Genomic DNA, 12,925 nt, shown 5'->3' with positions numbered 1-12,925 from the left:
TTTATGACAAACACTACGAAAAGATACTAAATTCCGACAAAACTTAGCAAAATTATAAAATTTTCTTTACATTATGATTACAACGATAGACACTCTTCTTCTTATGATATATAACATTCATAGGGAAAGGAGCAAGACAACCATGAAAAAGAAATTTGCAGCATTTAGTGTTTTAGCAGCTGGAACGATTTTCGTTTCCCCGTTACTTTCACCCGTATACGCTGAAACGAATGAGAATAAATTATCTAATATTCAATCCGAATTAGAAGGCAAACAAAATGACTTACAAAATAAATCAGCTGAGAAAGAACAAATAGAAAAAGAAATCCAGGAATTACAAAAGAAAATCGACGAATTAACTACTTCTATTAATAAAAACGAAGCTGAATTAAACGATACAAAAAAAGAAATTAGCAACACACAGCAAGTTATTACTGAAAAAAAGAAACATATAGAGCAATTACAAACGAACATAGATACACGGCAGGAAGTTATTAAACAACGACTACAATCTATGCAAGAAAAGCCTCGTACGAGTATCATTACAGAAGTAATAACAAGTTCTGCAAATATTGCCGATCTTGTTGATAATATGTATTCTGTAAGTTTAATTTTAAATAACGATACAGATATTGTGAAAAAACAAACAAGCGATCAAAATGCTGTGACGACAGAAAAAGAGGCTGTTGAGAAAAAAGAGCAACAACTGAAAGCATCTGAGCAAAAATTAGAACAAAAACAGCAAGAATTACAAAGTAACCAACAACAGCAACAAACTTTTATTAACGATCTACATACGAAAGTAGCAAAAGTAGATTCAGAGATTGAAGGGTTAGAAGAATCAAAAGGCATTTTAGAAAACCAGCGTCAAGCTGTTCAAAAAGCAATTGAAGAAGAAAAACGTGCAGAAGAAGCGCGTAAAGCTGAAGAGGCACGTAAGGCTGAGGAAGCAAAAAAACAAGCCGCCGCTTCTGCTAAAGAAAGCACACAATCCGCACCAACACCGCAAGATACGAACAAAGGTGGATTTATTAAACCTGCCGCTGGATCGAAAACTTCAGGATTTGGTACACGTTCTTTAGATAACCATAAAGGAATCGATATCGCAGCTTCAGGAACAGTGCCAATTATTGCCGCTGCAGATGGCGTCGTTATCCGTTCAGAATTATCATCTAGTTACGGAAATGTTGTATACTTATCTCACCGTATAAACGGAAAAACATATACAACTGTATATGCACATATGAGTAGCCGTTCTGTATCTAATGGACAAACTGTAAAACAAGGCACTCAACTTGGCTTTATGGGGAACACTGGCCAATCATACGGACAACATTTACACTTCGAACTTCACCTTGGGGAATGGAATGTTGGTAAGACAAACGCAGTTGATCCGTCTCCTTATATCGGATTATAAAAAACTCGGTGCATACCGAGTTTTTTTTACTACTTCACACTTTTTAGGCGTTTTACATAAACTACAACTAAATGCCTATATTTTGCGGGGTGATAAATATGAATACACAATTACAAGAAGAAATAGAAGAAGCTAGAGAAACATACATTGGCCGGCTATTTACATTCGGCGGCTCAGCGTTATTTTTAATTGGATCATTTATCGCAGTTGTCACAGCTTATAAAGCATATAATCGCTTATTAAATACTTCTACAACACAATAAAAAGACGGAGAATCCACATCTCCGTCTTTTTATTATGCAAACATTTTAAATACGCCTATCGCATTTAAAAATACGATAATTACAGTTACCGGAATAACATAACGAAGTAAGAAGAACCAAATGTTAAATAATGTTTTCCCTTTCGTTTCCGTAACTTCTAATTCTTTCATTAATAACTCTTTACTCATTTTATTTGGTACGAATAGCGAAATGGCTAGCACTCCGAGTGGCAGTAATACATTACTTACCGAAAAATCGACGAAATCAAAGAATGTCTTACCAAATATTTTTACATCACTCATAATTCCAAACGATAACGCTGATGGAATACCAACTGCAAAAATAAGAATACCAATTAATAAAGAAGCTGACGGACGCTTCTTCTCATTATCTTTCGCAACAGATGCTACTACAATTTCAAGCATTGAAATCGCAGATGTTAAAGTCGCAAAGAAGAATAAAACTAAAAACATAATGAAGAAAAATTGTCCAAATGGAATTTTTGCAAAGACAGCAGGAAGAACGATAAACAGTAGCCCTGGTCCTTCTGTCGGTTTAACTCCTAATGCGAAAATCGCTGGGAAAATCGCTAATCCTGCAAGTACTGTAATAAATACAGTTAAACTTACAATAGATGTTGCTGATTTAGCTAAATGCTCTTCTTTCTTTAAATACGAACTATACGTTACCATTACCGAGGCACCTACCGTTAGTGAGAAGAAAGATTGTCCCATCGCATATAAAATCGTATCTGCTGTAAGCTTTGAAAAATCTGGTTTTAAGAAGAACTCTACCCCAGCCATAGCACCATCAAGTGTTAACGCACGAATAATGATAGCAATAAATAAAATGAATAATAACGGCATCATGTACTTACTTGCTTTTTCTATGCCTTTTTCCACACCTTTACTAACAACAAAAATGGTACAAAGCATAAAGATGAATTGCGCCCCAATCGCACTTACTGGATTTGAAATTGTTTCAGCAAACAATTGTCCATAATCGACTACTCCGTTCCAGAAACTACCTGTGACACTATAGTATAAATAAAGTAAAATCCATCCACCTACAACACTATAAAAAGATAGTACGCTAAAACAAGTAACAACCCCCATACGACCAATCCAAGGATATAACTTGCTATTCGGTACTAATACTTTATAAGCTGTAACGGCCTCTTTTTGAGTACTACGGCCAATAACAAATTCAGCTAAAAGAAGAGGCATACCAATAAATAAAGTTAATAGTAAGAATACAAGGAAGAATGCGCCTCCCCCACCATTACCTGCAACATATGGAAACTTCCATATTGCACCAAGACCTACTGCGGCTCCGGCTGCTGCGAGTACAAAGCCAATTTTCGACGTCCATTGCTGTGTTTCTTTCATCATAAATTCTCCTTTTCTGAATATTATAACTTTTATCAATTATACACTTTCATTTCATACTCGCACACCTCCTTTAGAAAATAAAAAAGTCCCCTACACGCAAATATGCATGTAGAGGACGATATATGTAATAGAATACCGTGGTACCACCTCAATTGGATCAATAAATCCCACTTGTTCAGGTACAGGAAAATTCCGATACCCTATCCTTTTAACGGCGGAACCCGGGTTGCCTACTGCAATGTTCAGCATACCTCTCGCAAGCCCATTCTGTATATTTTATCGTACCGGGCTCACACCTTACCCCAGCTCTCTGAACGCATCAAATATACGTACTCTTCTTGCTCATCGATTTCATCTTTTGAAGTTACTTGTGATTATAAATTATATTTTTATATTTGTAAAGCACAATTCGCTCACTATCCTATATAAATTCCCCTCTCTAATTCTTGTAAAAAAAGCTCTCTTTTTTGTTCACTTTGAACATATATCGACTTTAATACTTCTTGTAACAATATATTTTTTTGCCTTTTCTCTACTTGTAATTCTTTCACTTTTAGTCTAACTTCATATAAAAAATCAAGATACGATTCATACTTCTCATCATATTTATTTGCGATATCATCACGAATTTTTTTTGCAAGTTTCGGACTTGCCCCTCCAGTAGAAACAGCTACATTAAGCAATCCACGATGAATTGCCGCCGGAAAATGAACATTTCCACTTTCCGGATTCGTAATAACATTTACCAATTGATTCACTGCGGCATCTTCAGCAATTTGTTCATTTAGTACCGAATTACTAGTCGCTGCAACTACTAAAAAAGCATCTTTAATATCACTTTTCTCATACTCTCTTTGATACCAACGAATTTGCTTTTCTTCTACAAGTTTCACTAAATTTGCATCTAATTCTGTACTTACTACAACAATATCCGCACCTTGTTTTAGTAAAGGAATAATTTTAAACCCCGCTACTTTCCCTCCACCAATGACAACAACACGTTTCTTATCAACTCGCACTGTAAGTGGATACATATTGATCTCCCTTCAATATTTCCTCTGTTTTCTGAATTAACATCTCTCGAAACGCTACATTCTTTCCTAAATAGGGACTTATTTTTATCTCTTCCGACTCATATTGACGCACTTCTTTCTCAACATGTTTCATGAGTAAGCCTGTAAATAATAAGTAAGGTAACACAACAATGTTCCGTTCTTTTTGTTCTACAATTTCTTTCAACCTCTCATCAAACTTCGGCTCCGCGGCTGCTAAATAACAAACTTCCACCTCTTTAATGTTCTCTTCTTTTTGAAATAAAGAAGAAATCCACTTTATGTCTTGTAAAGTTTCCGGATCACTACTCCCTCTTGCAACGAGCAAAAGTGTTACTTCTTCTTTATAGTCTTTAATACCACTTCCGTTATATACCGCTTTTACAAGCACTTCTGATACACCAAATGGATTACCATACACTATTTTGATATCCGGATATTCCTCGTTTAACTTTCGTAATTCAAACGGAATATCTTTCTTTACATGTCCTGCCGCTAATAAAAAAACAGGAATAGCGACAATCTCTGTAGCACCACGCTTCACACATGTACGAAATCCTTCTTCAATAGAAGGATTCGCTAGCTCTAAAAAACAAATTTCTTGAATATTTGCCTCTACACGGTTCATACATGACGTAATAAATGCAACCGCTTCTTCTTTTGCTGCTTTCAAACGGCTTCCATGACATATATATATAACAGCCTTCATTTTACAATACTCCGCTTACTTGATATGCATTTTCCGTTTGTTTCTCAAACCAATGTATCTTTTCTCTAAAACGGACAACTTCTCCAATAACAATCATACTCGGATTCTGAATTCGTTCTTTTTTGGCAACATCTACAATTGTTCCTAACGTCGCTGTAACAGTACGTTGCATAGATGTCGTTCCCCACTCAATGATAGCGGCAGGTGTACTTTGATCTTTTCCATGTTTTATTAGTTGTTCACATATGTAAGGTAAATTACTAACCCCCATATAGACCGCTAATGTATCTACACCTTTCGCTAAACTTTCCCACTTCACTTCCTCTTCAGCCCCTTCTTTCCGGTGCCCTGTCACAACAGCAAAACTTGCACTTGCATCGCGATGCGTTACTGGAATTCCAGCATAAGCAGGAGCAGCTATACCAGCTGAAATACCAGGAATAATTTCAAATGGGATACTTTGCTTCGCTAACGCTTCAGCTTCTTCTCCACCTCTTCCAAATACAAATGGATCTCCGCCCTTAAGTCTCGTTACAACTTTTCCTTTTTTCGCATATTTAATAAGAAATGTGTTAATTGTCTCTTGCTTCATCGTGTGATAATTTGGGAGTTTCCCGCAATAAATTAAATCCGCTTCAGGCTTTGCATGAGAAAGCAATTCTTTATTTACGAGACGGTCGTACAATATAACATCAGCCTTCTCGATGCATCTCAACCCTTTAACAGTAATTAAATCCGGATCACCAGGACCCGCCCCGACGATATAAACCTTCCCCATAATCTCTCCTCATTTCTACTATAAAATGAAACTTCCACTCTTAATCACGAATGGAAGTTACTATTATTTCGTATTACATGTTCTCTACTCATGAATAACAAATGCCGCCCCTTTTCGAATCTTCTTTTTTTCAAACAAAGAAATCTCTTTCACTTCTGGTAACGGTAAAAAATGTTTTTCAAGCTCAATTTCCGCAAGCTTAAATGCCTGTTCTTCACTCTGAGCAACGACAACAATTGGAACAATACTATTTACTAATACAGCTTCAAATCGATATAAGTCCATATTGCCCCTCCTAAGATGCTATTACTTCTTCTAATACACGATTTAGTACAATTTGTAATTCTTCCACTCCAACACGTCCTACGAAATCATAAAACGTTTCGGCTAGTAATTTATTCTTTTGGAAATAACTTAAAAAGGACACGAGAACATCCGGCAAATCTTCTCCATCTATTTTCCCTTTTAACTTTTCGTTATATGCTCCTCCGTCTAATAGTGTTCCGCCCACATATATTTCAAACGCCTCAACGATTCCCTTTTCCTTCGTTTTCAGTTTTATCCCTTGCAAACCAATATCAGCAATTTGACGTTGACCACATGAGTTCGGGCATCCTACCATATGAATTCGAACTGGAACATCGAGTGCAATTTGTGTATCTAAGTACTCTGCGATTTTACGTAATCTTTCTTTCGTTTCTACTAACGCAAGATTGCAATACTCAATGCCAGTACATGAAACCGCATGACCGATAAACGATTTCGGATTTGCTGAAATTGCTTCAAACAACGGTTCACTTAATAATCCTGCAACATTTTCTGGCAGAACATTCGGAATAATGAAGTTTTGTGAGTTACAAGTTCGAATTTGCCCGTTTCCATATTGCTTTGCAATTCTTGCAATCTCAAACATTTCCTTTGCGTGTAAACGCCCTACTGGTACATTAAAGCCGACATACTTTAATCCTGCTTGTTTTTGATCTTGAACGCCATAAAAGTATCCTGCATTCCAGCCTTTGAGAGCACTTTCCCCTTTACTTTGCAATGGGCCTGTGTATTCTACTAGTTTCTCTTTAAATTTCTCAGCGCCCCAGTCAGCGACAAGAAATTTCAAACGTGCTAAGTGGCGTTTTTCACGATATCCAAAATCACGGAATATAGTAGCAATTGCAATCGACACTGCCTTCACTTCTTCTGGTAAAACGAATACATCTAATTCTTCCGCTAAGTATGGACGAGCTGATAATCCTCCACCTATTTTTATATGAAACCCAACCTTTTCCTCACCATTTATTTCTTTCGTAGCAGGTGTAAACGCCACACAGTTAATCTCTGCATTTGCTGAATTATAAATGTTAGAACTAATAGACATTTTGAATTTACGTGGTAGATTAGAAAACTCTTCATTATGTTGGAAGTAATCGTATATTTCTTTAACAATCGATGTTGTATCAAATAGTTCATTCGCATCAATTCCAGCAAGTGGATTTCCTGTGATATTACGCGTAATATCACCGCATGCCCCCGCTGAAGATAAACCAACTCTAGCTAACCTCTTAAAAATATCCGGAATTTGCCCAATTTCTAACCAATGAAACTGAATCGCCTGTCTTGTCGTAATATCTAACACATCACGCCCATAATCTTCAGCGATGGAAGCCAGCACCTCTGCCTGCGCATTTGTAATAATTCCAGAAGGAATGTTGACACGCATCATAAAATAGCCCGCTTCTTTTGGTCTTTGCAAATACAATCCTGCCCATTTAAAAGCGTCCCACTCTTCTTTCGGAATAGATTCAAATCCATTCTCCGCATAGTAAGGAATATCATTAAAGATTTCTAATCCATCTTTTTCTAATTTCTTTTTCTCGGACGGATTCAATTTTTCATTATTTGCCCATACTTTTTCATAAGTCATTTTTAATCCCCCTATATAAAACTACGCTCTTGTAAGTATTTCACGATTTGTTCTGCACATTCTTCAATAGAATACTTGTGCGTTTCTACAATTAATTCTGCTTGTTTTGGTTCCTCATACGGTGAATCAACACCAGTAAACTCTTTAATATCACCTTGTCTCGCTTTTTTGTATAACCCTTTTGGATCACGTTTTTCACACTCTTCAATTGGACATTTTACAAACACTTCTATAAACTCATCTGCCGCTAATAAATCCCTAACTTGTTTTCGATCTACTTGAAATGGTGAAATAAACGCTGTAAGGACAACAGTACCTTGATCTACAAATAGCTTCGCCACTTCGCCAATACGTCTTATATTTTCTATACGATCACTTTCAGAAAAACCTAAGTCTTTATTTAAACCGTGCCGAATGTTATCCCCATCTAGCACATAATTTCCTATATTCTTTTCAAATAGTTTACGAGCAACCGCATTCGCTACTGTAGATTTGCCCGAAGCTGATAAACCAGTAAACCAAACTACAAAACTGTGATGCCCATTCTTCACTCTTCTCTCATCTTTTGAAACAGAAGCTGTATGCCAAGTAATATTCGTATCCATCTCATTCTCTCCCTATTCTGTTACTACTTCTTTTTTCAAACCTTTAATTAGCACTTCCACTACTTCTTTACGACTAAATGTACTTGGCGGAATCTCACCATTCCTTAACATTTCTCTTACTTTCGTACCCGATAAAATGACACGGTCTTCTTTTCCATGCGGACATGTTTTCGTTGAAGCCATTGCTTCACATTTCGTGCAGTAAAAACTATGTTCAAAAAATAACGGCGTAATCCCTAACTCTTCTACTGTAAAATTCGTAAAGATTTCCTGCGCTTCATATGTTCCGTAATAGTCCCCTACCCCAGCATGATCACGCCCTACAATAAAGTGGGTACAACCAAAATTCTTTCTTACTAGTGCATGAAATATCGCTTCCCTTGGTCCTGCGTAACGCATTGCTGCAGGAAATACACCTAAAAAGACACGATCTTTCGGATAATAGTTTTGAAGTAATACTTCATAGCTTTCCATCCTTACATCAGCAGGAATATCATCTGACTTCGTTTCCCCAACGAGCGGATTTAAAAAGAGACCATCTACAATTTCAAGGGCAGATTTTTGAATATACTCATGGGCACGATGTACTGGGTTTCTCGTTTGAAATCCAACTACTGTTTTCCAACCGCGTTTTTTAAATTCTTCTCTCGTTTCAATTGGATCTAAATGATAAGAAGGAAACGGATTATTTCCAAAGCGTTTTGTAAGAATAATAGCTCCTCCAACGTAAACGTTTGGTCGTTCATATAATTTTTTCACACCTGGATGTGCTTCATCCGTCGTTTTATATACAAGTAACGCTTCTTTTTCTTTATCTGGTACAAAAATATCTTCTATTTGAATAACACCATATACATTTCCGGCGTTGACAAGTTTTACTTCCTCTCCAGCCTGCAGTTTCTCGGCTACTTCTTCTGTTACCGGTAGTGTAATCGGTATACTCCATACGCTACCATTTGCTAAACGAAGCGTTTCTACTACTGAATCATAATCTCTCTTCCCTAAAAATCCTGTAAGAGGGCTATATCCTCCTGTCGCCAAAAGTTCTAAATCACTAAGTGCAATTTTGTCTATCTCGATTTCCTTTACAATGTTCGATATTTCATATGTTTCATCAATGCGGTTTACTAATTCATTTGTTGTACTCATCTTCTTATATCCCTTCTTAGCTTTATTTCAAAATCTATCTCATTGAAAGTGAAGGCCACATTCCGTCTTCATTTTCCCAGCCCATCTTCCATCTCTTGAGTTGCCACCATCACCTACAGGTAATGTACATTTCTCACACCCAATACTCGGATAGCCAACATCATGCAATGGGTTATACGGCAAACTATGTTTATATACATATCGCCAAACTTCTTTCCAAGTCCAATGAATGAGCGGACAAACTTTAATAGATTGAAAACGACGATCTTGATTTATAAACTGTGTATGCTTACGCGTTTCTGATTGTTCCCTTCTTAAGCCTGATATCCACGCTTTTTCCGCTGCTAATGATTTTTCTAACGGTAAAATTTTTCTAATACTACAGCAAAGATTCGGATTACTTTCCCATAACTTCTCTCCATGAAGCTTCGCTTGTTCATCGAGTGTAAGTTCTGGCTGTTTTTCTATAATATTTAATGAAGGAAATCTCTCGCGTACCTTCTTAATTAATTCGTACGTTTCTTGAAAATGAACATTTGTATCCAAAAATACAACTTTAGCAGATGGATTTACTTGGTTTATAAGATGCAATAAAACCATTCCCTCCACCCCAAAGCTACATGCATATACAATTTCATCTTTATATTCGTTATAAGCCCAACTTAATACTGATAGCGCGCCTTTCGTTTCATCTTCTTCAGAAAATGAAACACTATTTTCTTTCCACGTTTCGTACGTCAACATGTTTTTTCCCCCTGTAAAAGCAAAAAGACGGCTTTAACCTATTAAAAATAGATTAAAACCGCCTCTAGTTTTTCTAGTCAGCGCTTTTTACTTTAAACGAACCTTTTCACTTTTTTCTAATTGAATCACTTTTCCATCTTGCACAACAATTGTAATGGAACCATATTTCATATCAGCAAGCATCGCTTGAATTTTCTCAGATACTTCATCAAAATGCTCCCGTACGCTCACGCAAACAGCCCCCCTTTTTATTCATAAAAAAAATCTTTCCCATTTCGAAAAGACTGTTCGGTAATATATTTTACCTTATCTTTCAAAATGGATTCCATTTTGCTGGATTTAGCACCTTGCTTTCTATAAGCAGGTTGCCGAGCTTCGTAGGGCCAGTTCCCTCAGCTTCTCTTGATAAGCTTTGTATTTGTATTTTATCACAATTCTGATTTTTTTCAATCCTAGTTTTCCGATATATTTAATTATTTTTCTTTTTTTAAAAGGAGTTGCCTTTACTAGACAACTCCTTCTTTCTCATTCACACCAGCTCTTTAATACGTATGCGATCGTTCCCAATGATATTTTCATATGTTTCACGTTCTACGACAATTTGTGACGTCCCGCCTTTTGCAAAGACGACAGCTGGTCTACGAATACGATTATAATTATTCGCCATCGAGTACCCATATGCCCCCGTACAAGAAATTGCTAGTAAATCAGAAGAAGCAACTTGCGGTAAGTTAATATCCCAAATCAGCATATCTCCACTTTCACAGCATTTCCCAGCAATCGAAACGAGTTCCTCATTCTCATCATTCCCTCGATTCGCCAACATCGCCTCATAACGGGCTCCGTATAGCGCTGGTCTTAAATTATCTGTCATTCCACCATCGACTGAAACATATTTCCGAATGCCAGGAATCTCTTTCACCGCTCCGACTGTATAAAGTGTTGTTCCAGCATCACCTACAATACTACGACCTGGTTCAATCCATATTTCTGGAAGCGGATATTCACATAATGTAAATTGTTCTCTTATCGTACTTGTTACAGCATGCACATACGTTTCAAGTGTTAACGGTGTATCTGAATCCGTATAACGTATACCGAAACCTCCGCCCACATTTAATACTTTCATCACATAATGTGTTCGCTCTCTCACTTCTTCTAAAAATTGGCGGAGTACTTCAATTGCTCGAACAAATCCAGCCGTTTCAAATATTTGTGATCCGATGTGCGAGTGAATTCCTAGCACATTATAATTTGATTTTTGCAAGGCAAGCTCAATTGCTTGCATCGCTTGACCATTTGAAACACCAAATCCAAATTTCGAATCCTCTTGACCTGTTGTTATATATTCGTGTGTATGTGCCTCTACTCCAGGCGTTACACGGATTAATATGTTCACAAATTTCCCATGTTGCATTGCTAAATCATGTAAAATTTCTAATTCTAAGAAATTATCTACTACAAAACAACCGATATTCGCCTGAAGAGCCATAATCATTTCTTCTTCTGTTTTATTATTTCCGTGAAAATGAATACGCGATGCCGGAAAACCAGCTTGGAGCGCAGTATATAATTCTCCTCCAGAAACAACATCTAAAGACATATTCTCTTCACGAGCTACTCGGCACATCTCCATGCACAAGAACGCCTTGCTTGCATATGCTACTTGATAAGAGAAACCACTTTCTTTAAAAGCACGATGAAACGCGCGGCACTTTCCTCGAATAGACTCTTCATCGTATACATAAAGTGGTGTTCCGTATTGTTTTGCTAGCTGCGTCGTATCGCACCCACCAATTTCTAAGTGTCCTTGCCCATTGATTCGGCTTGTGCCGTGTAAATACATTTGAATTCCTCCCTTATTTCCTCTAAAACTCATAACCCCAATCTTCTATTCATTGCAGCACGCTTTTAGATAGACAAAAAACGCGCGGAACAATGTTCACACGCGTTTCTTATTAGGAAAAATATATATTGAAAAAATAAACGAGTTGTTATCTCCTCAAAATAAGAAACCGCATCAACATCTCCAAATAGCTCTTCATAAAATAAATCTTATGACAGTACTACATTTATTCAATGCAGTCCCAATATATGAATAAGATGGTTATTCTTATATTTCGGCAATAGTCCCTTTCAACCTATGATCACAGATTCCATTAAATCTCCCATAGCTTACTCTTTCCTATCGCGGCCTCTACCTTTGAGAGTAGATGAGGTAAGTCTATTTAATTTTCAAACATCTAATTGTTGCTATTAACAATACCAAAGGACCATTTTATTTGTCAAACAATTTTTTATATTGTTTTTTTACAGTTTAATTTTGTATCATTTGGTAAGCGCTTTACTGAAACCTTTGTCACTTCCCATTCGCCCTCTTCGTTATTAAATGTAACCGTTACCTTCTCAAATGGTGGAACAATTTTCCCACCAACCTGTTCATACTTCGTTACTTCAATACTCGCTTGAAATAAATATGTACCACTATACACTTTTTTTAAACTAATAATTTTAGGACATTGATAAGGCTTCAAGCTCCCATATTGTTTTTCAATTGCCTTATTTATTTTTGGAAATAAAACAGAATAAAGGGCATCTTCCATAAGGGGTGCATCATATTGTGCTACCGATACACTCGGTGAAGCAAAAAGTATAACACTACTGCATACTATAAAATATAATAATTTTCGCATTATAACCTCCGTTTTATTACTCGATTCTTTTTGCGCACGATAATTATCATACATAGAAACTCCGTTTTATTGTCTCCCACTGCCCTTTTTCTACTCAATTATTATAAAAAAGCCCACAACTCTCTTTTATTTTCGTATAATGATACTCATAGTATAATAAACATAATAACAAAGGACTGTTCGTATATATAAAATGAGGCGCTAAT

Annotated in this window: 14 protein-coding genes, 2 riboswitches and 1 other annotated feature; of the genes, 2 read left to right on the top strand and 12 right to left on the bottom strand. The window is 36.6% G+C overall.

The window, feature by feature from the left end; genetic code table 11:
• Positions 1–142: 142 nt before the first annotated feature.
• Positions 143–1,417 carry a murein hydrolase activator EnvC family protein gene (locus NSQ08_RS05860; protein ID WP_340772426.1) on the top strand — a complete coding sequence of 425 codons (1,275 nt, stop codon included), beginning with the start codon at positions 143–145 and terminating at the stop codon, positions 1,415–1,417.
• Positions 1,418–1,515: 98 nt separating this feature from the next.
• Positions 1,516–1,680 carry a hypothetical protein gene (locus NSQ08_RS05855; protein WP_003188170.1) on the top strand — a complete coding sequence of 55 codons (165 nt, stop codon included), beginning with the start codon at positions 1,516–1,518 and terminating at the stop codon, positions 1,678–1,680.
• A 32-nt stretch (positions 1,681–1,712) separates the two neighbouring features.
• On the opposite strand, the gene NSQ08_RS05850 is transcribed toward NSQ08_RS05855, so the two are convergent.
• From NSQ08_RS05850 to NSQ08_RS05795, 12 genes are all read right to left on the bottom strand, one after another.
• A complete protein-coding gene (locus NSQ08_RS05850; protein WP_002140989.1) occupies positions 1,713–3,068 on the bottom strand; it encodes a sodium-dependent transporter in 1,356 nt (451 codons plus the stop codon).
• A 111-nt stretch (positions 3,069–3,179) separates the two neighbouring features.
• Positions 3,180–3,426, bottom strand: a binding site (T-box leader).
• A gap of 61 nt (positions 3,427–3,487) precedes the next feature.
• A complete protein-coding gene (locus NSQ08_RS05845; RefSeq protein ID WP_002140988.1) occupies positions 3,488–4,105 on the bottom strand; it encodes an NAD(P)-binding protein in 618 nt (205 codons plus the stop codon).
• On the bottom strand, positions 4,080–4,832 hold the full coding sequence (locus tag NSQ08_RS05840; protein WP_002030685.1) for a sirohydrochlorin chelatase: 753 nt from the start codon (positions 4,830–4,832) through the stop codon (positions 4,080–4,082). The genes NSQ08_RS05845 and NSQ08_RS05840 overlap by 26 nt, the downstream gene beginning before the upstream one ends.
• A gap of 1 nt (position 4,833) precedes the next feature.
• A complete protein-coding gene (gene cobA, locus NSQ08_RS05835) occupies positions 4,834–5,610 on the bottom strand; it encodes a uroporphyrinogen-III C-methyltransferase (protein WP_002030683.1) in 777 nt (258 codons plus the stop codon).
• Between the two features lie 84 nt (positions 5,611–5,694).
• Positions 5,695–5,895: a DUF3906 family protein gene (locus NSQ08_RS05830; RefSeq protein WP_000366913.1), complete on the bottom strand. Its 201-nt coding sequence runs from the start codon at positions 5,893–5,895 to the stop codon at positions 5,695–5,697.
• A gap of 10 nt (positions 5,896–5,905) precedes the next feature.
• Positions 5,906–7,528, bottom strand: a complete 1,623-nt coding sequence (locus NSQ08_RS05825) for a nitrite/sulfite reductase (RefSeq protein ID WP_098636230.1) — start codon at positions 7,526–7,528, stop codon at positions 5,906–5,908.
• An 11-nt stretch (positions 7,529–7,539) separates the two neighbouring features.
• On the bottom strand, positions 7,540–8,133 hold the full coding sequence (gene cysC, locus NSQ08_RS05820) for an adenylyl-sulfate kinase (RefSeq protein WP_061675107.1): 594 nt from the start codon (positions 8,131–8,133) through the stop codon (positions 7,540–7,542).
• Between the two features lie 12 nt (positions 8,134–8,145).
• Entirely contained in the window at positions 8,146–9,282 is a 1,137-nt protein-coding gene (sat, locus tag NSQ08_RS05815; RefSeq protein ID WP_002011693.1) for a sulfate adenylyltransferase, read from the bottom strand.
• Positions 9,283–9,321: 39 nt separating this feature from the next.
• Positions 9,322–10,026, bottom strand: coding sequence for a phosphoadenylyl-sulfate reductase (locus NSQ08_RS05810; protein ID WP_002011694.1), 705 nt, complete (start codon positions 10,024–10,026; stop codon positions 9,322–9,324).
• Positions 10,027–10,113: 87 nt separating this feature from the next.
• On the bottom strand, positions 10,114–10,257 hold the full coding sequence (locus tag NSQ08_RS05805; protein ID WP_000116159.1) for a YezD family protein: 144 nt from the start codon (positions 10,255–10,257) through the stop codon (positions 10,114–10,116).
• A gap of 72 nt (positions 10,258–10,329) precedes the next feature.
• Positions 10,330–10,438: riboswitch (SAM riboswitch) on the bottom strand.
• 117 nt (positions 10,439–10,555) lie between these two features.
• The gene (lysA, locus tag NSQ08_RS05800) at positions 10,556–11,872 is read right to left on the bottom strand and encodes a diaminopimelate decarboxylase (protein WP_002126306.1); all 1,317 of its coding nucleotides are present in this window, start codon (positions 11,870–11,872) and stop codon (positions 10,556–10,558) included.
• Between the two features lie 180 nt (positions 11,873–12,052).
• Positions 12,053–12,234, bottom strand: a riboswitch (Lysine riboswitch).
• 89 nt (positions 12,235–12,323) lie between these two features.
• The gene (locus tag NSQ08_RS05795) at positions 12,324–12,719 is read right to left on the bottom strand and encodes a DUF3888 domain-containing protein (protein WP_176280957.1); all 396 of its coding nucleotides are present in this window, start codon (positions 12,717–12,719) and stop codon (positions 12,324–12,326) included.
• Between the last annotated feature and the right edge of the window lie 206 nt (positions 12,720–12,925).

Origin of the sequence: Bacillus sp. FSL E2-8887, from assembly GCF_038007205.1 — a bacterium.
Taxonomy (GTDB): Bacteria; Bacillota; Bacilli; order Bacillales; family Bacillaceae_G; genus Bacillus_A; species Bacillus_A mycoides.
Note: the sequence above shows the minus strand (reverse complement) of the source record. Positions and strands in the feature narration are given on the sequence as shown.